This is a genomic window from Lysinibacillus sp. RS10 (assembly GCF_041956855.1).
Taxonomy (GTDB): Bacteria; Bacillota; Bacilli; order Bacillales_A; family Planococcaceae; genus Lysinibacillus; species Lysinibacillus xylanilyticus_A.
Map to the genome: position 1 here is coordinate 1,019,536 of NZ_CP167122.1, position 26,881 is coordinate 1,046,416.

Below are 26,881 nucleotides of genomic sequence, written 5' to 3' on the forward strand. Positions count from 1 at the left end.
CGCCGCTTTGTTGCTGGTGTCGCTCCGCTTTCGCACAATTGTTTTATTACTCTAAATTGGAGCATGGAATGGATAGTATCCTCAATTAAAACTCTAAAACATTCACAAAGATTTGCTTGAATATTTTGTTTTTTAATACAAAAAAGGGAACGACTGAAATCGTTCCCTTTGCATAGTAAATTATTTTAATGGACCACCAAGTTTAGTGATGGCTTCAGAAACATTTGAGAATTTCTTGAAGTTTTCGTTGAATAGACCAGCAAGTTCAGAAGCTTTCGCATCATAAGCAGCTTTGTCCGCCCATGCATCACGAGGGTTAAGCACTTCTGTTGGTACACCTTCAACAGCAGTTGGAATGTTTAAGCCGAATACTGAATCTTGAATTGTTTCAACATCAGCTAATTGGCCATCAATTGCAGCACGTACCATTGTACGAGTGTAAGAAAGCTTCATACGGCTACCAGTACCATATTCGCCACCAGTCCAACCAGTGTTCACTAAGTATACGTGTGCACCGTGCTCGTCAATTTTTTGACCTAACATTTCAGCATATACTGTTGCTGGAAGTGGAAGGAATGGAGAGCCGAAGCAAGTTGAGAATACTGGTTCTGGCTCTGTTACACCACGTTCTGTACCAGCAAGTTTAGATGTGAAACCGCTTAGGAAGTGGTACATAGCTTGCTCTTTTGTTAATTTACTGATTGGAGGTAATACACCAAATGCATCAGCTGTTAAGAAGATGATTGTTTTTGGGTGACCTGCAACAGATGGATCAACAATATTTTCAATGTATTGGATTGGATAAGCTACACGAGTATTTTCTGTTAATGAACCATCATCATAGTCACAAACTCGAGTTTCTGGATCAACAGCTACGTTTTCTAGAACAGAACCGAAGCGGATTGCGTTGTAGATTTCTGGTTCTTTTTCAGCAGAAAGATTAATTGTTTTTGCATAGCAACCGCCCTCAATGTTGAATACACCATTATCAGACCAACCGTGTTCATCGTCACCGATAAGCTTACGGTCAGGATCAGCTGATAAAGTAGTTTTACCAGTACCAGATAAACCGAAGAATAATGCAACATCACCAGCTTCACCAACGTTTGCTGAGCAGTGCATTGAAAGGATGCCTTGTTGTGGTAATAAGTAGTTCATAATACCGAAAATAGATTTTTTGATTTCACCAGCGTATTCAGTACCACCGATTAGGATGATTTTCTTTTCAAGTGATACAATGATGAATGTTTCAGAAGCTGTGCCATCGATAGCAGGGTCTGCTTTAAAGTTAGGAGCTGAGATTACTGTGAAGTCAGCAACATGAGAAGTTAATTCTTCTGCAGTTGGACGGATAAATAATTGATGAGCGAAAAGATTGTGCCAAGCATATTCATTGATTACTTGGATGCTCAATTGTGAATCTTTGTCAGCACCAGCAAAGCCCTTGAATACGAATAATTCGTCACGTTCTTTTAAATATTTTACTACTTTTACATATAAGTTATCGAACACTTCAGAAGAAATTGGTTGGTTTACTTTTCCCCAGTCAATTTTATCTTTTGTGCTTTCTTCTTCTACCATATATTTATCTTTAGGTGAACGACCAGTGTATTTGCCAGTTTCTGCACGAACAGCGCCATCTACTGTTAACATAGCTTCACCGCGAGATGTTGCCTTTTCAGCTAATTGTGGTACTGAAAGTTGAACATTAATGTTACCGCCGTTTAATAATTCCTTCAGTTCGTTTGCAATTTCTACTGAATTCATCGATTAAATACCATCCTTTTTTATAGTATTCCCTTGAGTCTGGGGAGATTTTCTTAATTTCAAAAATAGTATAACACAATTGCTTAAATAATCTATACTAATTCAGAAATTATTTTTTAGATTTTATTACTTTTCAAGAAAACGACAAAAAGTTAATTTATTCGCTTTAAGAATGCTTTTTACCCTATTTATAATCAAGTGATTACACAACCACTTTCGACAAGTTGAATCGCGTTTGGGAAGCTTTTGACCAACATGAGGTTCGCACAGGATGTCAAATTTTTAGCTGGTTTTTATCAGTTGGAGTTTGTCACCGACTGAAAAGGGGGCATAACTATTTTCATCCACCACATAATGAGATGGCATTCTTCCGTAGCTGACGATCTACTTTCGCCACAAAAAACATTTGTCGAATGAAGATTAAAGGGTCACACATATGTTAACACATGATGTGAGGTGGAGAGTAGGGATTATTTTGGGCTTATCACCAAAAGTTAGGATACGTTTGTTGAAACTATTACCATGTCGTTATGGTAATAAGCCTCTGTGCTTCAAATTATAGCATAATCCAAATGTTAAGTGTTTTGATTCCTTGTGTATTCCATAGTTTTTAACTTCTTTCAGCAGATAATTTTTGTACTGAAAGCGTAGCGGACACAATTATGGCGAGGCATAATTGGTAAGGGATAAAGCAAAAATATTTGACAACGTTCGACCTTTTACGTATTATGAGATATTGAACGGATACTCTTATCCCGAGCTGGTGGAGGGTCAGGCCCTGTGAAACCCGGCAACCTGCATGAACTATTTCACGACATGCGTTGGTGCCAACCTGATGCAAGGGTAAGCCCTTGAACGATAAGAGTGAAAGGTTACGAAGTCATTATTTCCTTTCCTCATGTTAAGTAAGCGTGAGAAAAGGATTTTTTTTATTGTAAAAAACGAATGTAAAGGTAAGTATGTGTAATCCTTTCCTTATTATAATGACGGATCTTTCGAAAATCCTCGTGTTAAAAGCGGCAACTGTTTTTTTTGTACGAAAGTGAAACGACAGCAACAGGTTGTTTTTGTGCGAAAGTGAAACGACAGCAACAGGTTGTTTTTTGTGCGAAAGTGAAACGACAGCAACAACGGCTTGAGAGTTCAATCCTTAGGAACGGACTTGACATGGGTAATGAGTACCGTATTCATTCACAAATTTTATTTGTAAGAGTAATAGGAGGAAAACTAAATGACAAACCGTCGATTGTTTACATCAGAGAGTGTAACAGAAGGACATCCAGACAAAATTTGTGACCAAATTTCGGATGCCATTTTAGATGCTATTTTAGCAGAAGATCCAAATGCACGTGTAGCGTGTGAAACAACTGTAACAACAGGCTTAGTATTAGTAGCAGGAGAAATTACTACTTCTACATATGTCGATATTAAAGGTATCGTCCGTGATACTGTAGCAGAAATCGGTTATACACGTGGGAAATATGGCTTTGATGCTGAAAACCTAGCAGTACTTGTTGCGATTGGCGAGCAATCACCTGATATTGCGCAAGGTGTTGACCAAGCTTTAGAGGCGCGTGAAGGCTCTATGTCAGACGCTGACATTGAAGCAATTGGCGCAGGTGACCAAGGCTTAATGTTCGGTTATGCATGTAACGAAACACCAGAGCTTATGCCATTACCAATTAGTTTAGCGCATAAATTAGCTCGTCGTTTAACGGAAGCACGTAAATCCGGCGAACTTGCATATTTACGTCCAGATGGAAAAACGCAAGTAACGGTTGAATATGATGAAAATAATGTACCAGTGCGCGTAGATACGATTGTAATTTCAACACAGCACGACGAAGAAGCGACGCTTGAACAAATTCAAGCAGATATAAAAGAATTCGTTATTGCTCCGGTTGTGCCAAATGAATTACTAGATGCTAATACTAAATATTTCATCAACCCAACTGGCCGTTTCGTAATAGGTGGTCCAAAAGGGGATGCTGGTCTAACAGGACGTAAAATCATCGTTGATACATACGGTGGCTATGCGCGTCATGGTGGAGGTGCTTTCTCTGGTAAGGACGCAACTAAGGTGGACCGTTCAGCGGCATATGCAGCACGCTATGTGGCAAAAAATATCGTAGCGGCAGGCTTAGCAGAACGTGCTGAAGTACAACTTGCTTATGCAATCGGTGTTGCTCAACCAGTATCTATTGCTGTAGATACATTTGGGACAGGCAAAGTTAAGGAAAGTGATATCGTAGAATGGGTACGCGAGCTATTCGATTTACGCCCAGCAGGGATTATAAAAATGCTTAATCTTCGTCGTCCTATTTATAAGCAAACTGCAGCATATGGTCATTTCGGTCGTACGGACTTAAATGTACCTTGGGAACAAACAGATAAAGCTGACGCATTAATGGAAAAAGCAGGATTATAAATAGTTTAGCTAAAACAATGCAGAAGCTGTAAAATTATTTTAACTCATTTCAGCGGGTGTCCAAACATCCGCTGAAATAGTTTTATCCAAAAAAATAGCTTCTAATTACAACTAAGTATGGCTTGGTTGTCCAAAAATACGAGGAACTGCTTCGATGTAATTGAAATAGCTATTTATATTTTTGTTTGAAGAGATTTATAGTATTGACCTTTTTCTGCATATTCACGTACGATGCGTTCCATATCTTCTTTATCTTCAGCATTTAATTCTCGTACAACCTTTGCTGGACGACCTAATGCTAAGCTATTCGGAGGAATGACTTTGCCTGGAGGTACAAGACTACCCGCCCCGATGAATGCACCCTCTCCAATCTCTGCTCCGTCTAATACTATTGAGCCCATACCTATTAAGGCATTTTTACGAATCGTACAGCTATGTAAAGTTACTTGATGTCCGACTGTTACTTCATCTTCAATAATGAGTGGATATTTAGGGCTTTGATGTAAACAACAAAGGTCTTGAATACTAACTCGTTTTCCGATAATTGTTGGTGATACATCACCTCGAATTACTGTGTTAAACCAAATTGTCGTTTCAGCATCTATTGTAACGTCACCAGTAACGGTTGCATAATCGGCAATAAAAACAGATGGATCGATCTTTGGTGTTTTCCCTTTAAATGGATAGATCATGAGAATCGCCTCTTTTCTTTCTATGATGTATTATTATCGTATCAAATACGCAACTTGATGGAAATATAAAATTAAAATGAGCGAAATATTTCGATATAATCATTGTGTAATTATTTTTTTAGGAGGACTATGTGAAATGTGGAAATGGGAAGCTGATGGACAAGCAAAGGCTGTGGTTGCTATTATTCATGGTGCATATGAAAACCACCGCTGGTATGCATGGCTTATAGAAAAACTTAGATTGGAAGGCTTCCACGTAGTCATGGGGGATTTACCTAATCATGGTGTAGATGTAGGGTTTTCACGTGTTCATGATGAAGATTTTAAAGAATACAACAAATATACAAGGCATTTAATCGAGAATGCTTTTTCGTATAATTTACCTGTCTTTTTAATAGGACATGGGCTTGGTGCAACATTATTACTACATACCATGCATAAGCGAAAATATGAATGCGCAGGTATTATTTTAACTTCACCTTGGCTAAATTTAAAGCTATTGCCAGGTAAACTATCGAATGCTCTAACTAGTCTAAGTGCCCTGACAGCAAATGTGAAAATGACTCATGAAATTACATTAAACACGTTAACGCGCAGTGTAGAAGGAAGAGATGAGATGAAGGATGAGGTTTCTTTTATGTCAGTCGTTTCTGTGAAATGGTATAGAGAGCTACAGCAAATGATGCGTAATTTAGTGTTATTGCCTAAAGCTGAATTCCCTAATAGGCCTATGTTAGTTATGACAGCTGAAAAAGATAGTATTACTGAAACTAAACAAACCCGTAATTGGCTATATCAGCAGGAATTTACAGAGTTTCAATTCAAAGAATGGGAAAACTGTTATCATAATCTATTTCATGAAGTAGAGCGTGAAGAAATTTTTGTTTATATACGTGATTTTATTAATAATGCTCTTCGAAGAATTGGTTACATTATAGAGTAGTGTAGCCTCTCTAAAACTTGCTAACGTATTGTTACTAACATGGCTCATCACCATAAATATGGGTTCCGACTGATGCGCTTGCCTGTAAGCGTCCGATGAGCCGCTTAGAGCAACAAATGTTTTATGTGCGAAAGCGAAGCGGCAATAGCACAAATGTTGGTCACGAAGGCGTTTATTAGCCTTCGTCTTCTACTGGCTCGCTCAGAGTCTCACCTAAGACGCTAATTCCTCGAGGCGTCGTCCAGCTCCGACTCCAATTGACTTACATACACGACATATATTTTTAAAAAATACACCTCCAACTTTTGGTAAACAATCTCCAAAGGTAATGTTGTAATTTTCTGAAAAGTGTAATACTATAATGACTTAAAGTAAAATTTCAAAATTGGAGGGGTAAGATGGAAGCAATTGTTGGAACATTGAATGACATTTTATGGGGACCATGGTTTATTTATGGTATCTTATTGATTGGACTCTTTTTTTCAATCATTACACGATTCCTACAAGTAAGACACATCAAAGATATGTTTGTTTTAATGTTTAAAGGTGAAAAATCGGAAAAGGGGATTTCATCCTTTCAGGCGATGTCTATCGCATTATCTGGTCGAGTAGGTACAGGTAATATTGCCGGTACTGCTACAGCAATCGGGATGGGGGGACCTGGTGCTGTTTTTTGGATGTGGGCAATTGCCTTTATCGGTGCGGCAACTGCTTACGTTGAGTCGACGTTGGCTCAAATTTATAAAGAAGAGAAAGATACAGAATATCGTGGCGGACCCGCATATTACATAGAAAAGGGAATGGGGCAAAAGTGGTTTGCAGTTATTTTTGCTATTGCCGCATTAGCTGCAATGTTAATCTTGATGCCGGGTGTTCAATCGAATGCAATTGCGACAGCTGTTGAAAACGCTTTCGATATTGAAACTTGGATTACAGGACTTATTATTGCCATATTACTAGGTGCCATTATTATCGGTGGGGTTAAATGGATTGCCAATGCTGCACAGATTATAGTACCTTTCATGGCGTTAGCTTATATTCTTATGGCCCTTATCATTATTGCAATGAATATTGAAGAAGTACCATCTGTAATTGCATTAATTTTTTCTAGCGCATTTGGTGCACAAGAAATCTTTGGTGGTATAATCGGATCCGCTATTGCATGGGGTGTTAAACGCGGAATTTATTCTAATGAGGCCGGTCAAGGGACAGGAGCGCATCCAGCTGCGGCAGCAGAAGTATCACATCCTGCTAAACAAGGAATCGTGCAAGCGGCTTCTGTATATATTGATACATTATTAATCTGTTCAGCTACAGCATTTATGATTTTATTTACTGGAATGTATAATGTACAGGATGAAAAAGCTGCAGAAGGTACGGATTCATTTATTTATACTGGTGAATTCAATAAAGACGGATTAACTGGGGATGAACAAATAACATTTGCGAAAAGTATAAAAGAAGGTGCAGCATACACACAATATGCAGTTGACTCTTCACTACCAGGCTTTGGTGGTCCATTCGTAGCGATTGCATTATTCTTCTTTGCTTTTACGACAATTATGGCATATTACTACATTGCCGAAACAAATGTAGCTTATCTATTCTCAGGAGCTACAGAAAAAGTCGCCATTTGGGTTGCGAAATTTGCTATTTTAATTGCTTCGTTCTACGGTACTATACGCACATCTGACCTTGCTTGGGCAATGGGGGATGTTGGACTGGGCCTAATGGTTTGGATTAATGTTTTAGCAATTTTAATTATTATGAAACCTGCAATTGTTGCATTAAAGGATTATGAGAAACAGAAAAAAGAAGGAAAAGATCCTGTTTTTGATCCTCGTAAACTAGGAATTAAAGGTGCAGATTTCTGGATAGACTATAATGAAAAACGTAAAAATAAATAGACAATAAAGAGAAAGCTATCTAATAGATTGTAATATTCTATTAGATAGCTTTTTATTTTTTATAAAATAAAATCCTGGTGGTTCTGAGTAAGTTGATCTTCGTTACGACGGGGCGACTCCTTGGGGATTAGCGATAGAGGAACGAAGGCTAAAACCATCACGTCCTGTGATAACGCCTTCGTGACCACCATCGTGTCGGCCCAAGCGGCTCATCGGACGCCCCCAGGAAGCTTTGCTCTGTGCGAAAGCGTAGTGCTAACGTAGCGGCAGCAACTGGGTTTTGTCTGTGCGAAAGCGAAGCGGCAGCAACAATGTTTTATCTGTGCGAAAGTGCAACGACAGCAACAATAAATGTTTTATCTGCACGAAAGCGAAGCGTCAGCGGCAAATGTTTTATCTGTGCGAAAGTGCAACGACAGCAACAATAAATGTTTTATCTGCGCGAAAGCGAAGCGTCAGCGGCAAATGTTTTATCTGCGCGAAAGCGAAGCGTCAGCGGCAATGTTTTATCTGTAGCGAAAGCAAAGCGTCAGCTACAAATGTTTTATCTGCGCGAAAGCGAAGCGTCAGCGGCAAATGTTTTATCTGTGCGAAAGTGCAACGACAGCAACAATAAATGTTTTCTGTAGCGAAAGCAAAGCGACAGCTACAAAGCGCCCAGTCGGAACGGAAATCAACTCCACGTTATGGTGAGAAGCCTCAAAAAAAGGCCCGAAATACTTATCTTATTTCGGGCGTATATGAATTAGATTAAAGGGTAATCTTTCATTTTTTCTAAAGCAATTACAAAGGGTGGATCATTTTGTTGATTTAGAAACTCGTATTTTAATACATGTACATATTTTTGGGGAAGTTGACTGACATATTCTATCACTGTATCACGTTCTTCCTTGCCACCCGGATGACCGTGATAAATGACAAGGACTATAAGACCGCCGACTTTGAGCAATTTTAACAAATCCTGAATTGCTTGTATCGTAGTATTTGGCTTTGTAATAATGTCATGATCACTACCAGGCAAATAACCAAGATTAAAAATTGCAGCAGCTACTTGTTTGTGTACATATTTGGCTATTTCTTCATGTCCCCTGTGTAAAACAAGTGCACGATGCTCTAAGCCATTATCTAAAAGGCGATGGAGAGTTGCATCGACTGCGCTCTTTTGAACATCAAAGGCGTAGACTTGACCTTCATCACCGACAAGTTGTGCTAAAAACAATGTGTCATGGCCGTTTCCTGCAGTGGCGTCCACCACAGTATCGCCCTCAGCAACTGTATCCTTTATTAGCTGTTGAGCATATTGTAAAACGCGTTGTAGCTTCATTTCGCAACCTCAGCTTTATAAAATTTCCCTTGCCAGCTTCCGCGGCGTTCAAGTTCAGCATCAATTCCATTTAATACTTCCCATTTATTAACACTCCACATCGGACCAATCATTAAATCAATTGGTCCATCGCCTGTGATACGATGAATAACCATATCTGGTGGTAGAATTTCAAGTTGATCTGCTACTAGCTTTGTGTAAACATCCTGATCTAAAAATTCTAACATACCCTTTTCATATTGCTTAACCATAGGCGTGCCTTTTAAAAGGTGCAGTAAATGAATTTTAATGCCTTGTACATCAAGCTTTGCGACTTCACGAGCAGTTTCCATCATCATGTCTGAGTCTTCGAGAGGAAGGCCATTAATAATGTGGGAGCATACACGAATACCATGCTTTCGTAGCTTTTCAACACCTTCTACATATGTTGCATAATCGTGGGCACGGTTTATGAGATTTGCTGTTTTTTCATGCACAGTTTGAAGTCCAAGTTCAATCCATAAATATGTGCGTTCGTTTAATTCAGCTAAATACTCGACGACATCATCTGGCAAACAATCTGGGCGAGTTGCAATGGATAATCCAACAACACCCTCTTGGGCTAGAGCTGCCTCAAATTTTTCCTTTAATACTGGTAGTGGTGCATGTGTATTTGTATATGCCTGGAAATAGGCCATGTATTTGCCGTCCTTCCATTTTTGATGCATTTTGTCACGGATTTCAGCAAATTGCACCTCGATCGGATCAACTTTGTTGCCGGCAAAATCACCAGAACCTGCTGCACTACAAAACGTACAGCCTCCAAAGGCAACTGTACCATCACGGTTTGGGCAGTCAAAACCTGCATCAAGTGCTACTTTAAAAACTTTATGACCAAATTGCTCACGTAAATAGCGATTCCATGTATAATATCTTTTCCCGTCTGAAGGAAAAGGAAAGTTTGTTTCTGTCATTTATTTCACTCCTCTAACACTATATTTTATCATGTGTCAATGGTTCCGTCATGAGGTAAGAATTTATTATTAAGGACTTTACTATTTAATACTGGGAGAGTTGAGCGAAAAAATAAGACGACTGGTGCGAATGGATGGGGTAGCCGAGCGAAAAGGACATCCACCAGAGCAAATCATAGAGGGCTTTACGCAACCTATACTAAAAACACCTGCATTAAAAGCATTCTTAAGTCTATGTAAAAAGAGTAAAATTATTTTTCTTGTGCTTTCGTATTTTTCAACATAAACTAACTATTTAGAGTATCGAAATAATGGAGGTCATTCTATGCCAAAAAGTGTGTGGTTTTTAATTATCGGAATGCTTGTGAACACAACGGGCAACTCTTTTTTATGGCCTTTAAACGCCATTTATTTGCACGATTATTTAGGGAAGTCGCTTGCGATGGCTGGCTTTGTGTTGATGTTGAATTCTGCTGCCGGCGTATTGGGAAATCTATTAGGTGGTTATTTATTTGATAGAATAGGGGGCTATAAATCAATAATGTTTGGCATTCTTTTGACGATTGCCTCATTAATTGGTTTAACGATTTGGCACGAATGGCCACATTATGTATGGTTCTTAACGATACTTGGCTTTAGTGGGGGTATCGTATTCCCTGGAATGTTTGCTTTAGCTGGAACTGCGTGGCCTGAGGGCGGACGAAAGGCCTTTAACGCCATTTATTTAGCTCAAAATTTAGGCGTGGCAATTGGACCTGCACTTGCCGGGGTTGTTGCTGATTATCAGTTTGACTATGTATTTAAGGTCAACTTAGTCATGTATATTTTGTTCTTTTTTATAGCGTTATTTACTTTTAAACGATTAGAAGAAGGTAGCATTGCACCAAAAAATGTAGTGAGTGAAAGTAAACGAATTATTAATAAAGCACCGTTTTATGCATTATTAATTATAAGTTCATCCTCTGTGCTATGCTGGCTAGCTTATTCACAATGGAGTGCGACTATTTCTTCTTATACGCAAGATCTAGGATTAGGATTGAAACAGTACAGCTTACTTTGGACTATTAATGGCCTGCTTATTGTTTTAGGGCAGCCGTTAATTGCACCACTAGTGAAGCGTTGGGAAAATAAATTGAAGCGGCAATTAGTATTTGGTATTGTCCTTATCGCATTATCTTTTGGAATTATTGCCTTTGCGAGTGATTTTAAAATGTTTGCTGCCGCCATGGTTGTGTTAACGTTTGGCGAAATGTTTTATACGCCTGCTTTACCTACTATCGCCAATCAGCTTGCACCAAAAGGACGTCAGGGCTTTTATCAAGGGATTATCAATAGTGCGGCAACTGCAGGTCGTATGATTGGACCTCTATTTGGTGGTATTATGGTTGATCGGTTTGGTATGATTGCACTTGTTTTAATTCTAGTAATTGTTGTATTGTTTGCGATTATTCCCTGCCTTATCTATGACTATCCTTTACGAAAGGATAAAACAGTGATAGATCAATAGGATAAATATAACAAAAAAATTCCGGAAACGAGCAAAAACTGTGTGGGAAACACGTTTTTTGCTCGTTTTTTAATATTTACTCTTGAAAGTAAACATATTGTAGCGTAGAATCAATCATACATATTCAAATATTTGAATATGTAAAGATGAAGTTCCGTGGAGGGATATATGTGGAAGAGAGCTTACAACAATTTAAGGCAGATTTTTTTAAAGCTTTAGCACATCCATTGCGAATTAGAATATTGGAATTACTAGTAGATGGTAAAAAAAGTGTCAACGAAATTCAAAGTTGCTTAGAAAAAGAGGGCTCAGCTGTTTCTCAGCAATTAAGTGTATTACGAGGAAAAAATATCGTGTATGGGACGAAAGAGGGTAAAAAAGTTTACTATTCTTTAAGTGATCCGATGATTGTTGAATTACTTAGTATAGCAAAGGATATTTTCAACAATCACTTAATAAATACAATTACAAGATTAGAAGAGATGGCTATTAACGAAAATGAAGAGGATATGTAGCGTTTATTATGAAACATTTACCTTTTTGAAGGGAAGATTTATAGATGAAGTCACTGTTTACGGGGAGATATGAAGGGTATTCTATTCATCACTTAAAGAAAGATTTAATATCAGGGATTATTGTCGGGATTGTGGCAATACCACTGGCAATGTCCTTTGCCATTGCGTCAGGCGTTAAGCCCGAGTATGGCATATATACAGCTATTATTGCTGGTATACTTATTTCTATTTTTGGTGGGTCGAAATATCAAATTGGGGGACCTACAGGGGCGTTTGTGCCAATTCTGCTAGGGATCGTCATTTCGTATGGCTATGAAAACTTACTAATTGCTGGATTAATGGCCGGGATTATTTTGTGCTTAATGGGTATTTTTAAACTAGGCTCATTAATAAAATTTATCCCACGTCCCGTGACGATAGGTTTTACAGCTGGAATTGCTGTTATTATTTTTACAGGTCAAATTGCCAATTTCTTGGGTTTGAAAAATGTTGAAAATCATGAGTATTTTATTGACAATATAAAAGAAATTGTTACGCATAGTAATACTACAAGTTTTTATAGTGTTTTCACGGCAATTATTAGTCTTGTCATTATATTAATTACACCGAAAGTTTTACCTAAAGTACCTGCGGCGTTAGCAGGCATTGTTGTTTCTACACTTGTAGCAACAATCTTTTTTTCTGGACAAGTTGCCACAATAGCAACAGCCTATGGAGTAATTCCAAATACATTACCGGATTTTGCAATTCCAGAAATCACATTCGAGCGAATTCAGCTACTTATTGGCCCAGCATTTGTGATTGCTATGCTTGGTGGAATTGAATCCCTTCTATCAGCGGTAGTAGCGGATGGGATGACAAATACGAAACATAATAGTAACCGAGAACTTATTGGTCAAGGGATTGCTAATATTGTAACCCCTTTATTTGGGGGGATTCCTGCAACGGGTGCTATTGCCCGTACTGCGACAAATATTAAAACAGGTGCAGCATCACCAATGTCTGGTGTTATCCATGGCGTATTTGTATTAGTCACTTTATTATTATTAGCACCAGTTGCTTCACATATCCCATTGGCTAGTATGGCGCCAGTTTTAATGGTTGTAGCTTGGAATATGAGTGAGCAAAAACATTTTGCGCATATCCTTAAATTGAAATCAGGAGATTCTCTGGTCTTAATGATTACGTTTTTACTGACTGTTTTCACAAGCTTAACATTAGCTGTAGAGGTGGGGCTTGTATTAGCAGTTGTATTATTTGCGAAGCGTATGAGCGAAAAACTTGTAGTAACAAAGGTATTACCAGACCATTCGTTAAAGAGCGGAAAAGTGCAATCACATGTTGTTCATCAGAAGCGTGATTGTCCACAAATTAGTATTTATACAATTGAGGGTCCTCTTTTCTTTGGCGCAGCTCAAAATTTTGAGGAGGCAATTGTAAGTTCCGTTCAACAACAACAAAAAGTTTTGATATTACGTATGAGTAAAGTGCCCTTTTTGGATACAACAGGTGAGACATATTTTGGTAATGTCGTCCGGAATTTTAAAGCCCAGGGTGACACTATTTTAGTTACAGGTGTTCAAGATGAATTGAAATTAGCATTACAAAACAATGGCTTATATGCTGAGATTGGTGAGGATAATTTCTATCCGCATACAGGAGAAGCAATTAATAAAGCTTTAAGCTATTTAGATATAAATAAATGTATCGGGTGTAAGCACTTTGCTTTCCGTGAATGTCAGGAATTATCTCGCGATAAAGGGACAGTAAATAAAGTAACTGCCCCTAGCTGCCTGATTGGTGAAGACTAATAATCGGTGGGGATGAAGAATCCCCACCGATTAAAATTTCACTTTGTCCCAACGTAATGGGCAGTAATTTATCTTATTGAAAGCGAAGCATTAGGTACAAGTCTCCTACCTCAAAATCTAGCGAAAGCAAAGAAGTTAGGTGGGAGATGAACTGCCTGAGAGGTCATTATAATCATCCCCGCAATGTTATTCGTTAATGTAGGGTGAATGTCTTTAGGTAAATTGTTCATTTTGTCCTTCTACGATAAAACGCTTTCATTTTACTATAATTATTAAGAATATGCTTTCAAATAATAGGAATCATATCATAGCAGGAATCTCCTATGAATAATTATAGAAGTATGGATACGAAATAGGCTGCAAAGAATGTAACAAAGCTTACAGAGGAGGAATAAAAATGAAGAAAATTATGAATCAACCTGAAACACTCGTTATGGAAATGTGCAATGGGATGGTTATGGCTCATCCGGAACTTGAGTTGTTAAAAATATATAAAGTAATTAAGAAAAAAGAAATGAATGAAAATAAGGTAACTTTAATTAGCGGTGGCGGTAGTGGACATGAACCGGCACATGCGGGGTTAGTCGGCAAAGGAATGTTGGACGCTGCAGTATGCGGTGACGTCTTTGCTTCTCCTTCACAAATACAGGTATATCAAGCAATTAAAGCAACAGCTAGCAAAAAAGGTACACTGCTCATTATTAAAAATTATAGCGGAGATATTATGAACTTTAAAAATGGTGCTCAATTAGCTTCTGAGGATGGCATTCAAGTAGAGTATGTCCGCGTAGATGATGATATTGCTGTAGAAGATAGTCTTTATACAGTAGGACGACGCGGTGTTGCGGGAGTTGTGTTAGTACATAAAATCGCTGGTGCCGCTGCAGAAGAAGGTATGGATTTGATGCAGGTCAAAGCTGTGGCGGAAAAAGCAGCGGCAAATGTTCGAACAATTGGTTTAGCACTAACTTCCTGCACGGTTCCAGCTAGTGGATCACCAACTTTCAAATTGGGTGAAGATGAGATGGAATATGGTGTCGGTATTCATGGAGAGCCAGGAAGAAAACGTGAAAAAATGATGACTGCAGATGAATTAGCCTTCCGCATGACAAATGATCTTATGAAAGATTTAGGACTACATGAAAATGATGAAATTGCTGTCCTAATAAATGGATTTGGCGGTACACCTCTGCAAGAACTTTATCTGTTTAACAATGCAGTTACTAGAGAGTTGAGTAAAAGAAATATTCGAATCAATAGAACGTTTGTCGGCAATTACATGACAAGTATTGATATGGCTGGGATTTCTCTAACAGTAATGAAACTAGATGATGAGCTGAAAGCATTACTATCGAAAGAATGTAATACACCTGCATTTAAGGTAGATGGACCAGTTGAGAGTGTAGAATACGTAGATATTAATGATCACGTGGAAGAGAAGCAAGTTTTCTTTGGGACGGAAACAGAGGAAGAACACGCTATCATCAAAAATGAGGTAATCACATTAAACAATATTATTTATCTCGTAGATAAAATGAGCGAAATTATTATCAAAAACGAAGTGCCTTTCTGCGAATTGGATACCCATGCAGGTGATGGCGATTTCGGAATGAGTGTTGCTAAAGGATTTAAGCAATTGAAACGAGGATGGAGCTCGATTCTAAATCAAGAACATTTAAATATTGGAACTTTCCTGGATGCGTGTTCTATGATCATTATGGAACATTGCGGAGGAGCTTCTGGTCCAATTTGGGGCGGGGCTTTCCGAGCTGCAAGTAAAGCTGTAGAAGAAAAAATGGAATTAACAGTCGGAGAGTTTGCTGAAATGTTACAAGCTACACTAAAAGGTATACAGTCTGTCGGTGAGCGCTCTTTCGGAAGAGGAGCAGAGGTAGGCGATAAAACGCTTGTAGATGCGTTTGTACCTTGTATAAATGCTTGGTTAGAAAGCGCTGCAGCTGGTACGGATATTAAAACAGCTTTTGAAAACGGGGCAGAGGCTGCTGTTAAAGGAGCGGAATATACAAAAGAAATCGTTGCTCGAATGGGTCGTGCTGGTACAGTTGGTGAAAGAAGCCTAGGATATCCGGATGCTGGTGCATATGCGCTAGGGGTTATTTTTACGGAGCTTTCTCATAGTTTAAAATAATGCGAGCTCTATGGACACAATGTATTTCGGGTCTTGCTACCTTTAGGGATTGAATTGTTCAATAATGGGTAGTATGTAAACAAAGCCTTGTGCTTTTCAGTACTTTCCATTAGAATAAATGCAATACATGAAAAGACAGTGATGAGGAATAGTAAATTTGTGTTTCTTTTTAGAGAGCTAGCGGTTGGTGGGAGCTAGTAGGAAAGCAAATTGAACTCGCCTTCTGAGTCTGCCCGCGTGAAACAGCGCGTGCCGTTCCTTCCGCGTTAAGGAAGCTAAAGCCGAGTGTGATCACTAATTTGGGTGGTACCGCGGGAGATACGAATTCTCTCGTCCCTTTCTATAGAAAGGGACGAGTTTTTTTATTTTTTAAATATTTTGTCAATTATTATGAAGAGTAATATTACAAATTCGAAGGAGGAAAAATCGTGAGTTTTAATCATCTACAAATCGAAAAAAAGTGGCAGCAATATTGGGCCGATAATAAAACTTTCAAAACTGAAAATGAAACGGATAAACCAAAATTTTATGCGTTAGATATGTTCCCATACCCATCAGGCGCAGGTCTTCACGTAGGACACCCGGAAGGTTATACAGCGACAGACATCCTTTCACGCTTTAAACGTATGCAAGGCTATAATGTTCTACATCCAATGGGGTGGGATGCATTTGGTTTACCAGCAGAGCAATATGCACTTGATACAGGGAATGACCCAGCAGAATTTACGGCGAAAAATATTGCGACATTTAAGCGTCAAATTCAAGAGTTAGGATTTAGCTATGATTGGGATCGCGAAATTAACACTACAGACCCAGAATATTATAAATGGACACAGTGGATTTTTATCCAACTTTATAAAAAAGGCTTAGCGTATGTAGATGAAGTGGCTGTAAACTGGTGCCCAGCACTTGGAACAGTACTTGCAAACGAAGAGGTTATTGATGGAAAGTCAGAGCGTGGTAGTCATCCAGTAGAACGTCGTCCGATGAAGCAATGGATGCTTAAAATTACTGCCTATGCAGATCGTTTAATCGACGACTTAGAGGAAGTTGATTGGCCAGAGTCTATTAAAGATATGCAACGTAACTGGATTGGTCGCTCTGAGGGTGCAGAAGTAATATTTAGCATTGATGGCACAGATGAAAACTTCACAGTGTTTACAACTCGTCCTGATACATTATTTGGTGCTACATACTGTGTTCTTGCACCTGAGCATAAATTAGTGGAGCAAATTACAACTGCTGAACAACGCCAAGCTGTAGAAGCTTATTTAGAAAAAGTAAAAATGAAATCTGATTTAGAGCGTACAGATTTAGCGAAAGAAAAAACTGGCGTATTTACGGGTGCCTACGCAGTTAATCCTATTAACGGTAAAAAAATGCCGATTTGGATTGCGGACTACGTATTAGCAACATACGGTACTGGCGCAATTATGGCGGTTCCAGCACATGATGAACGTGACTATGAATTCGCAACAGAGTTTGGCTTAGAAATTACTGCTGTGCTTGAAGGTGGCGACATTAGCAAAGAAGCATTCACAGGAGATGGTAAGCACATCAACTCTGACTTCCTTGATGGCTTAAACAAAGAGGACGGTATTGCTAAGGCAATTGAATGGCTTGAGGAAAAAGGAGTAGGGGAGAAGAAGATTTCTTATCGTCTTCGCGACTGGTTATTCTCTCGTCAACGTTACTGGGGAGAGCCAATTCCTATGATTCATTGGGAAGATGGTACAACGACGCCAGTACCAGAATCCGAATTACCATTAGTGCTACCAAAAACAGATAATATTCGTCCTTCAGGTACTGGTGAATCTCCACTAGCAAATATTTCTGAATGGGTAAATGTTGTTGACCCTGAAACAGGCAAAAAAGGTCGTCGCGAAACGAACACGATGCCACAATGGGCAGGTTCTAGCTGGTACTTCATACGTTATATTGACCCAACAAATAAAGAAGCAATTGCAGACCCTGAGTTACTTAAACGCTGGTTACCAGTTGATATTTATATTGGTGGAGCAGAGCATGCGGTATTACACTTACTATACGCTCGCTTCTGGCATAAAGTGCTATACGATTTAGGTGTTGTACACACGAAAGAGCCATTCCACAAATTATTTAACCAAGGGATGATTCTTGGTGAAGGTAATGAAAAAATGTCTAAATCAAAGGGCAATGTCGTTAACCCTGATGAAATCATTTCTTCACACGGTGCTGATACTTTACGTCTCTATGAAATGTTCATGGGTCCACTGGAAGCATCTGTTGCATGGTCAACAAATGGTTTGGACGGAGCACGTCGATTCTTAGATCGTATTTGGCGTCTATTTATCAATGAAGAAGATGGAACAATCGCTGCGAAAATCCAAGTTTCTGATGATAAAACACTTGAAAAATCATACCATCAAACTGTGAAAAAAGTGACAGAGGATTATGAAGGTATTCGCTTTAATACAGCTATTTCACAAATGATGGTATTCATTAACGATTGCTACAAAGCGGATGTTATTCCGACAGCTTACGCGGAAGGCTTTGTGAAGATGCTAGCTCCAATGGTTCCACACGTTGCAGAAGAGTTATGGCAGCTATTAGGTCATGATGCAACACTTTCATATGAGCAATGGCCAACATATGACGAGTCTAAACTTGTTGATGATGAAGTGGAAGTCGCAGTTCAGGTTGCCGGCAAAGTACGTGCCAAAATCATCGTAGCAAAAGATGCTTCAAAAGAGGAAATCGAAAAAGTAGCACTTGCAGATGACAAAGTACAAGAGTATATGGCAGGCAAAGACTTAGTAAAAATCATTGTTATCCCAGGCAAGCTTGTTAACATCGTAGTTAAATAATCATGATAAAAGTGTCCAAAATTTGGGCACTTTTTTCTTTTATACTGAAACCGCTGCAATCAGTTGAAAATGAGAATATATCAGCAAAATAGTAATGAAAAATCATATTATTACTCAATAATTAACCTATTTTTTCCTAATCAACACACCTGACATTATTTATTTTTTTTGAGCTTTCTTGCGTAATGTAATATAAGTATATATTATAGGAAGAAAATCGGTTTATCACCAAAACGTGTGGTTGATTTCCGTTCCGACTGGGCGCTTTCCTGGGGGCGTCCGATGAGCCGCTTCACTCGCGTTGCTCGCTCCAGGGTCTCATCTGTGACGCTGATCCCCAAGGAGTCACCCAGCCTCCACTCCAATCAACTTATTTACATAGTATATGTTTTAACAAATGTCATCCACAACTTTTGGTGATAAGCCAGAAAATCTTAATAATGACAATTCCCGGCCATTTGAAAAGCGACCAATGTACTCCCCAAAGCAACGCCAATATGATAGGACACAAGATATAAAATTCTAGCACTTTTCTATTGATAGACAGCTGTTCGATTAACTGTGACAGGAGTTAAGGTATGTGTGATAAAAAGCCTAAGCATGCTAGTTCGGTTGGTATTGATTCCTACTTTACCTGCGCTGAATTAGTAATCGACAAACCAGTAATTCCTAATAGCTACTGATACAGTTGATGTAACAACCCCTAATAGATAGCCCCCTGAAGAGCCCTCAAAAATTTACGACAACGCGCACTCCAACAAGCTAGCGCATCTCCTATAAAGTCATTTCGTTAATAAAATTCCTATTATTTGAAGTTGAAATCTATTATAAAATTAATAATTTGCTTTAATACAATATTAGTTAAAAAGTAAAATTTTCATTTGCGCGCTATAACAAATGTATTTGATGAAAACTAATTGGAATAGTTGCTTTTAGGTTTAAATAACATCACTAGCCATAGTTAAATAAGGATGACACAATTTCTATTGAAAGAAAATATATATATTTGAATAATAAAAATGAATAGGTACTGATCATCTAACTTGAAATATGCACAATATGGATTTGGTTTATTGAAGTGGAAATTTAATAAAAGTTAAAAATATCATTTAATATTATTTTTTGGTTTCTTTTTGTGTGGCAAATTTCTTTTGTTTAGGTTTTAAAATTCTCTTTTATTCTTAATATTTCTACCTATTTAATATTCGATTATGATTTATGAGAAGGGCGAAAAAAATAAGTGAGTCAGAAAAATATGAACTATACATTGTTTGAATGTGAAAATATGCACAAATTTAATTATATCAGAATAATTATTACGAACTGAGGTAATAGTGTGGAAAAGTAATATTAGCTAAAAAGTGTTGTGGTTTTCCTTTAATAAACAGCTATTTACTTAGAGGTTGTAGGGTTTTCGATGTAATATAACAAGGGTGAAAAATAAAAAACTTTTTGGGGAAATAATATTTTTTTGAAAAACATCTTGCATTTGAATAATTCTAAATGGTAAATTGTTTTACATGGACGTTCATAAAACTTTCACAGGTAGCAAAAGAGGGGAGAAAAGAGAATTTATGAATAAAAATAGATGGTTAATTGCATTATCCGCAATCGCTATTCATCTTTCGATCGGTGGAGCATATGCATACAGTGTATATAAGCTACCGATTGTCACAGAGATGGGATGGAGTGAAACAAACGTAACGGTTGCCTTTACAATAATGATGGGGCTTGCGGGTTCTTCCGCAGCATTATTTGGTAGCTTAGTAGAGAAAATGGGGCCACGTAAATCTGCGATGATTGCAGCTGTTCTATTTGGAGCAGGACAAGCTGGTGCTGGTCTAGCGATTGAAATGGATTCCGTAACAATGTACTGGTTAACATATGGTTTACTAAGTGGGTTGGGTATGGGTATTGGTTATATTTCACCTGTATCGACATTAGTTAAATGGTTCCCAGACCGTCGTGGTTTGGCAACAGGTATGGCTGTACTTGGGTTTGGATCAGGGGCACTCATTACAGCACCTGTCGCAGCTAACTTAATGGAGGCTGTGGGTATTTCTACAACGTACTTTATTTTAGGGGCAAGTTATTTCACGTTAATGATTTTAGGGGCTTTATATATAGTGCCGCCTGCACCTGGTTATATGCCAGCGAATATGAAGGCTGCTGCAAACAATGGGAAAGAAGTTGTGAAAAAAGATTTAGCTGTCATGTCAGCGCGTGAAGCTGTAAGAACTAAGCATTTCTGGATGCTATGGGCGATGCATTTAGTAAACGTAACAGCAGGTATTATGATGATTTCTGTTGCATCTCCAATGGCTCAGGAAATTGTAGGATTATCAGTTGCGGGAGCCGCAGCAATGGTAGGAATTATGGGATTATTTAATGGTGGTGGTCGTTTAGTATGGGCTGCTGTGTCTGACTATATTGGTCGTTCTAACGTCTTTGTAATTTTCTTTATCATACAGCTAGTTACATTTATCGTCTTACCATATACAACAAACGCTATTATTTTCCAAGCACTTATTTTCTTAGTTGTTAGTTGCTATGGTGGAGGCTTCTCGAATTTACCTGCATTTGCAAGTGATTTATTCGGTACGAAGCAACTTGGTGTTATACATGGTTATTTATTAACGACATGGTCATTAGGTGGAGTTTTTGGACCACTTTTAGTAAGCGCAATTAAAAATGCTTATGGAAGTTATATTCCAGTATTCTATGTGTTTACAGGATTAATTGCAGCCTCATTAATAATTTCAATAACTTTACGTGCCGATGTACGTAAACAAACAGCATTAAAAGAAGCTTCTCAAAAGGTTGGAGACGTCTCCGCTACACGATAAATTTTACTTTCAATTCGCACTTGAAGGTATTGGCCATATGAGTGTCATTTCGCACATGACGCTTGTATGGTCTTTTTTTGTAGCTGGTGTTATATAACACTCGATTAATCTTTGTTTAATGTATAACAGCTGTTGTCTGATGTCAATATCATTACGGGAAATAAAGTGATTTTGCTACCAAAAGAGAATTTTTGTAACGAAAAGTAAATGCAGGGCTCATTAATCAATCTTTAAGGGGGGACCTAGAATTGGGGATGTATTTGTCAGAAATATTTAGGCACAACCGTTAACGATAAAGTTTGTAAGTTTAGTTAGAGTGCGAAATTCAAGAGGGATTAAAATGAATTGAATCTTTTCATTGGTTTAAACGTATATAATAAAAAAAGGGAGGAATTGGAATGGGTAAATTTTCTTTAGATGAATTTGTCAATAAAACACAACAGGACGACAACGAAAATGAATATTTCGAGTTAGAAACTGAACGTGTATTAGAGGTCAATCTAGATGGTGAAGTATGGTCAAAAATGGGCGCAATGATTTCCTACATAGGCGATATTAAGTTTGAGCGTGAGCGTGTGTTGGAGCATGGATTAGGTAAAATGTTTAAAAAGGCATTAACAGGCGAAGGTATACAACTTATGAAAGCGAATGGGAAAGGGCGACTGTACTTAGCCGATCAAGGAAAAAAAATAACGATCTTCGATTTAAAGGGTGAAAGTATTTGTGTCAATGGTAATGACTTACTCGCATTTGAACCGAGTATAGAATGGGATATTCATTTAATGCGTAAAATGGCTGGAGTCATGTCAGGTGGGTTGTTTAATGTAACGTTACAAGGAAAAGGGAAGGTAGCTATTACAACTCATTTTGAACCGCTTACCTTGTTAGTGAAGCCTGGTGAAACGGTTTATACGGACCCACATGCAACAGTAGCATGGTCAGGCAATTTGAAACCAGAATTTAAAACAGATATTAGCTTCCGTACGTTTATCGGACGCGGTAGTGGTGAATCTATTCAAATGGCATTTTCAGGTGAAGGATTTGTCATCATTCAGCCGTTTGAGGAAGTATATGTGTCTAAAGAAAGCTAAAAAAGCGTGTCCATATTTTTAGGACACGCTTTTTTAATGGATAGAAGATCTAGAATCGCTGATAACTTACAGGAAATCGCTGATAAAAGCCCAGAATCGCTGATAACTTACAGGAAATCGCTGATAAAAGCCCAGAATCGCTGATAACTTGCAGGAAATCGCTGATAAAAGACTTAAAATCGCTGATAACTCCCGAAAGTTCGCTGATAGAAGTCCGCGATACAGTAATATTACAGTGCTGCGTTCATCCCTGCGATACGTCCTGTAACGAGTGCAGACGTTATATTATAGCCACCTGTGTAGCCGTGAATATCAAGGATTTCTCCGCAGAAAAATAACCCATCCTTTTTCTTCGAGGCCATTGTCTTTGGTTCAATCTCTTTAACAGAAACTCCACCCCCAGTGACAAATGCTTTTTCAAGAGACTGCGTACTACTAACCGACATTGTGAAGTTGACAAGTAGTCTAGCTAAGTTGCGAATTTTTTCCTGTGATAATTCAATGCCTGTCATTTGTACATCGATATCCGCACGTTCACATAAAAATAACAACCAGCGTTCAGGCGCAATTCCTTTCCACACATTTTTTACCGCTTTTTTCGGGTCTTCTTTAATAAGTCTGTTTAAATATTGCAGGCACGTTTCTTCATTATAATCAACAAGTGTTTGAATACGCATTGTCACAGGCTCGTAACCTGTTTTCATTAATTCTTTAACGACAAATTGACTACAGCGTAATACAGCAGGGCCACTTATTCCGAAATGCGTAAATAGCATATCCATGTGATGGGTTATAAGTACCTTGCCCTTTTTGTTTAAAACGGAAACAGCGACATCTCGTAACGCTAGCCCTTGTAGTTCACGAGCTTGAATAAAATCCTCTTTTGATATAACAGGGACCTCAGTAGGGAAAAGTGTTGTGATTGTATGACCAGCACGTTCTGCCCATGGATAACCATCTCCTGTCGAACCTGTTTGTGGAACAGCTTTTCCACCAACGGCAATGATTACGGACTCACTGCGAATTTCAGTACCATCTGTAAGGCGTACACCGAGAATTTTGTCCTCATCCATAAGAAGCTTATTAACTGGTGTGTTTAAGCGTACTTCAACATGTAGCCGCTGAAGTTGACGAATAAGAGTATCGACCACATCTTGAGCGCGATTAGACACGGGGAACATACGCCCATGATCTTCCTCCTTTAATGCAACGCCAAGTCCTTCGAAAAATGCAATAATATCTTCGTTGTTGTAAACCGTAAAAGGACTGTAAAGAAAACGACCATTTCCAGGGATGTGCTTGACTATTTCTTCTACAGGTAAACGATTGGTAACATTACAACGACCACCGCCAGAAATGGCCAATTTTTTACCGAGCTTTGTCCCTTTTTCTAGCAATAGTACTTTCTTTTTACGCTCTCCAGCAGCGATAGCGGCCATTAAACCTGATGGGCCACCACCGATAACGATAACATCGTACATATATTAAAACTCACTTTCTCTTCAAATTAGGAATCTTTCCTATTATACATGAAGTCTATATAGAGGGGCTTCTTTCACATTGAAAATAACACAAAAGTGTTTTATAATTTTCTATCTTCTACTTTAATGCAGTGGCTTATCATCAAAAGTTGGAAATAACATTTGTTTAAACATATGCTATGTATATAAGTTGATTGGAGTGGAGACTGGGCGACTCCTTGGGGATCAGCGATAGAGGAACGAAGGCTAAGAACATCACGTCCTGTGATAACGCCTTCGTGACCAACATCGTGTTGCCCCGAGACCCTGGAGCGAAGCGGATGTTTTCTGTGCGAAAGCGAAGCGTCAGCGGCAAATGTTTTATCTGTGCGAAAGCGAAGCGGCAGCAACAAATGTTTTATCTGTGCGAAAGCGAAGCGGCAGCAACAAAGCGCCCAGTCGAAACGGAAATCAACCCCACGTTACGGTGATAAGCTTTCATGTGTAAATTTTAGATGAAAATTAGAAAATTGAAGTGTTTTTAAGAGAGATAAAGCGCTAGTTAGTTGAACGAATAATCGGTGTAGAATAACCTCACTGATGAAAGTTTTGCTTTATCTGTATTGTCTGCATGAAATGAATGTCTTTTCATGCTATTATGGTAAAGGTTATGCACTAAATTATGAGGTGAAAAATAGAATGTGCGGATTTATAGGCTATATTAATGGAACAAATGTGATCGATCATCATCAAACGATCGAAAATATGATGAATACAATTATTCACCGTGGACCAGACAGTGGCGGGATTCACAGTGACGATAAAGTAACTTTAGGATTCCGTCGATTAAGTATTATCGACTTATCAGACGTGGCAAATCAACCGTTATACAGTGCGGATGGTAATATCGTTCTCGTATTTAATGGAGAAATTTTTAATTTCCAAGAGTTACGTGCTGATTTAATTGCAAAAGGACACAATTTTAAAACACACTCTGATAGTGAAGTTATTATTTATGGTTATGTTGAATACGGAGTAGAATTTGTCAAAAAACTTCGCGGAATGTTCGCATTCTGTATTTGGGATAAAAAGAATGATTTACAATTCATCGCTCGTGATGGTTTTGGTATTAAGCCACTGTATTATACAGAAAATACAACAGATGGTACTTTTATTTTCGGTTCAGAAATTAAATCATTTTTACCACACCCAGCATTTATTAAAGAATTAAATAAAAATGCGCTACGTCCTTATTTAACGTTCCAATATTCTTCAATGGACGAAACGTTCTTTAAAGGTGTGTACAAATTACAACCAGCACACTATATGCTTATTCAAAATGGGCAAAAGAAAATTGTGCAGTATTGGGATAAAAAATTCCATGCAAAAGAAGCTCCTATTGAAAAATATGTTGAGGACATTCGCACAACAGTAAGAGAATCAGTAGATGCGCATCAAATAAGTGATGTAAAGGTTGGTTCTTTCTTATCAGGTGGTATTGATTCAAGTTATATTACTTCATTATTACGCCCTGATAAATCCTTCTCTGTTGGTTTCTCTGACTACGAAGATATGTTTAATGAAACAAACTTAGCAAAAGATTTATCTGATACATTAGATATTCAAAATGAGCGTAAATATATTTCGGCAGATGAGTGTTTTGAAGCATTACCAAAAATTCAGTGGCATATGGACGAGCCTCAATCGAATCCATCTTCAGTACCGCTTTACTTCCTTTCTGAGTTAGCTTCGAAGGATGTAACAGTTGTACTTTCGGGTGAAGGTGCGGATGAAATTTTTGGTGGCTACTCATGGTACCAAAACTCAGGCAAAATGCAAAAATATGAGAAAGTCCCATTTGGTATTCGTAAAGCATTACGTGGTATTGCAGAGGCGTTACCTAAAAATCAATACACGCACTTCCTTGTTAAAGGTGGTCAAACAGTAGAAGAACGCTTTATTGGTGAAGCGGTTGTGTGGGATGAAGAAGATGCATTAAATGTCTTAAAACCAGACTATAAAAATGGTCCATCTGTAAAATCGATTACAAAACGTATTTACGATGAAGTACCAGGTGATGATGATGTTACTAAAATGCAGTATCTTGATCTAAATCTTTGGATGCCAGGTGATATTTTATTAAAAGCAGATAAAATGAGTATGGCTCATTCTATCGAATTACGTGTACCATTTTTAGATAAAGAAGTGATGGAATTAGCGAAAAACATTCCATCGAGATACCGCGTAAATGACATTGATACGAAATATGTTCTTCGTCAAGCAGCACATCAGGAATTGCCAGAAGAATGGGCAAAACGTCCAAAACTTGGCTTCCCAGTGCCAATTCGTCACTGGCTACGTGAAGAAAAGTATTACAAGATGGTAAAAGAAATGTTTACAACTGACTTTGCCAATGAATTCTTTGATACAAAACAATTAGTAGGCTATCTAGATGAGCACTATGAAGGACAAGCGAATCGTGGACGTTATATTTGGACAACTTATGTGTTCTTAGTATGGTATAAACAATTTTTCGTAGACATGTAATAGGGAAGTAGCTTTAATCGGTGGAGGTTTTCTAAATCTCCACCGATTATTTTGAACCTGCTCCTTTCCCTAAGGAGGACATAACCGTTATTTTT

19 protein-coding genes, 1 riboswitch and 1 other annotated feature are annotated in these 26,881 nt (G+C 38.2%); of the genes, 14 read left to right on the top strand and 5 right to left on the bottom strand.

Annotation, left to right across the window (positions count from 1 at the left end; genetic code table 11):
* Positions 1–180: 180 nt before the first annotated feature.
* Positions 181–1,767, bottom strand: coding sequence for a phosphoenolpyruvate carboxykinase (ATP) (pckA, locus tag ACB089_RS05360; RefSeq protein WP_374965568.1), 1,587 nt, complete (start codon positions 1,765–1,767; stop codon positions 181–183).
* A 747-nt stretch (positions 1,768–2,514) separates the two neighbouring features.
* Positions 2,515–2,632, top strand: a riboswitch (SAM riboswitch).
* Positions 2,633–2,998: 366 nt separating this feature from the next.
* On the opposite strand from pckA, the gene metK reads away from it, so the two are divergent.
* Positions 2,999–4,195 (top strand): methionine adenosyltransferase, encoded by a 1,197-nt coding sequence (metK, locus tag ACB089_RS05365; RefSeq protein ID WP_368638187.1) that lies wholly within the window; start codon positions 2,999–3,001, stop codon positions 4,193–4,195.
* Between the two features lie 173 nt (positions 4,196–4,368).
* On the opposite strand, the gene ACB089_RS05370 is transcribed toward metK, so the two are convergent.
* A complete protein-coding gene (locus ACB089_RS05370; protein WP_374965569.1) occupies positions 4,369–4,887 on the bottom strand; it encodes a gamma carbonic anhydrase family protein in 519 nt (172 codons plus the stop codon).
* Between the two features lie 136 nt (positions 4,888–5,023).
* Between ACB089_RS05370 and ACB089_RS05375 the strand changes: the two genes are divergently transcribed.
* From ACB089_RS05375 to ACB089_RS05390, 4 genes are all read left to right on the top strand, one after another.
* A complete protein-coding gene (locus ACB089_RS05375; protein WP_368638189.1) occupies positions 5,024–5,830 on the top strand; it encodes an alpha/beta hydrolase in 807 nt (268 codons plus the stop codon).
* A gap of 398 nt (positions 5,831–6,228) precedes the next feature.
* A complete protein-coding gene (locus ACB089_RS05380) occupies positions 6,229–7,737 on the top strand; it encodes an alanine/glycine:cation symporter family protein (RefSeq protein WP_374965570.1) in 1,509 nt (502 codons plus the stop codon).
* 239 nt (positions 7,738–7,976) lie between these two features.
* Complete coding sequence (locus tag ACB089_RS05385; protein ID WP_374965571.1) at positions 7,977–8,165, top strand: hypothetical protein; 189 nt, start codon at positions 7,977–7,979, stop codon at positions 8,163–8,165.
* Positions 8,126–8,353: a hypothetical protein gene (locus tag ACB089_RS05390; RefSeq protein WP_375122133.1), complete on the top strand. Its 228-nt coding sequence runs from the start codon at positions 8,126–8,128 to the stop codon at positions 8,351–8,353. The genes ACB089_RS05385 and ACB089_RS05390 overlap by 40 nt, the downstream gene beginning before the upstream one ends.
* Before the next feature lie 129 nt (positions 8,354–8,482).
* Here the strand turns inward: ACB089_RS05390 and ACB089_RS05395 are convergent, their stop codons facing one another.
* Positions 8,483–9,061 carry a class I SAM-dependent methyltransferase gene (locus ACB089_RS05395; protein WP_374965573.1) on the bottom strand — a complete coding sequence of 193 codons (579 nt, stop codon included), beginning with the start codon at positions 9,059–9,061 and terminating at the stop codon, positions 8,483–8,485.
* Positions 9,058–10,014: a TIGR01212 family radical SAM protein gene (locus tag ACB089_RS05400; protein ID WP_374965574.1), complete on the bottom strand. Its 957-nt coding sequence runs from the start codon at positions 10,012–10,014 to the stop codon at positions 9,058–9,060. Before ACB089_RS05400 ends, ACB089_RS05395 begins: the two co-directional genes overlap by 4 nt.
* Before the next feature lie 325 nt (positions 10,015–10,339).
* On the opposite strand from ACB089_RS05400, the gene ACB089_RS05405 reads away from it, so the two are divergent.
* The 7 genes from ACB089_RS05405 (at position 10,340) to ACB089_RS05435 (ending at position 22,779) form a co-directional block, all read left to right on the top strand.
* Positions 10,340–11,521 carry an MDR family MFS transporter gene (locus ACB089_RS05405; RefSeq protein ID WP_374965575.1) on the top strand — a complete coding sequence of 394 codons (1,182 nt, stop codon included), beginning with the start codon at positions 10,340–10,342 and terminating at the stop codon, positions 11,519–11,521.
* A gap of 146 nt (positions 11,522–11,667) precedes the next feature.
* Complete coding sequence (locus ACB089_RS05410; protein ID WP_374965576.1) at positions 11,668–12,036, top strand: ArsR/SmtB family transcription factor; 369 nt, start codon at positions 11,668–11,670, stop codon at positions 12,034–12,036.
* 44 nt (positions 12,037–12,080) lie between these two features.
* Positions 12,081–13,847 (top strand): SulP family inorganic anion transporter, encoded by a 1,767-nt coding sequence (locus ACB089_RS05415; protein WP_374965577.1) that lies wholly within the window; start codon positions 12,081–12,083, stop codon positions 13,845–13,847.
* Positions 13,848–14,244: 397 nt separating this feature from the next.
* A complete protein-coding gene (gene dhaK / locus ACB089_RS05420; RefSeq protein ID WP_374965578.1) occupies positions 14,245–15,996 on the top strand; it encodes a dihydroxyacetone kinase subunit DhaK in 1,752 nt (583 codons plus the stop codon).
* A gap of 129 nt (positions 15,997–16,125) precedes the next feature.
* Positions 16,126–16,337, top strand: a binding site (T-box leader).
* An 87-nt stretch (positions 16,338–16,424) separates the two neighbouring features.
* A complete protein-coding gene (gene leuS / locus ACB089_RS05425; RefSeq protein ID WP_374965579.1) occupies positions 16,425–18,842 on the top strand; it encodes a leucine--tRNA ligase in 2,418 nt (805 codons plus the stop codon).
* A 1,574-nt stretch (positions 18,843–20,416) separates the two neighbouring features.
* A complete protein-coding gene (locus tag ACB089_RS05430) occupies positions 20,417–21,688 on the top strand; it encodes an OFA family MFS transporter (RefSeq protein WP_374965580.1) in 1,272 nt (423 codons plus the stop codon).
* 398 nt (positions 21,689–22,086) lie between these two features.
* The gene (locus ACB089_RS05435; RefSeq protein WP_368638199.1) at positions 22,087–22,779 is read left to right on the top strand and encodes an AIM24 family protein; all 693 of its coding nucleotides are present in this window, start codon (positions 22,087–22,089) and stop codon (positions 22,777–22,779) included.
* Between the two features lie 230 nt (positions 22,780–23,009).
* On the opposite strand, the gene ACB089_RS05440 is transcribed toward ACB089_RS05435, so the two are convergent.
* Positions 23,010–24,260 (bottom strand): NAD(P)/FAD-dependent oxidoreductase, encoded by a 1,251-nt coding sequence (locus ACB089_RS05440; RefSeq protein WP_374965581.1) that lies wholly within the window; start codon positions 24,258–24,260, stop codon positions 23,010–23,012.
* Between the two features lie 320 nt (positions 24,261–24,580).
* On the opposite strand from ACB089_RS05440, the gene ACB089_RS05445 reads away from it, so the two are divergent.
* Both ACB089_RS05445 and asnB read left to right on the top strand, forming a co-directional pair.
* Entirely contained in the window at positions 24,581–24,730 is a 150-nt protein-coding gene (locus tag ACB089_RS05445; protein ID WP_374965582.1) for a hypothetical protein, read from the top strand.
* A gap of 208 nt (positions 24,731–24,938) precedes the next feature.
* The gene (asnB, locus tag ACB089_RS05450) at positions 24,939–26,786 is read left to right on the top strand and encodes an asparagine synthase (glutamine-hydrolyzing) (RefSeq protein ID WP_374965583.1); all 1,848 of its coding nucleotides are present in this window, start codon (positions 24,939–24,941) and stop codon (positions 26,784–26,786) included.
* The last annotated feature ends 95 nt before the right edge of the window (positions 26,787–26,881 follow it).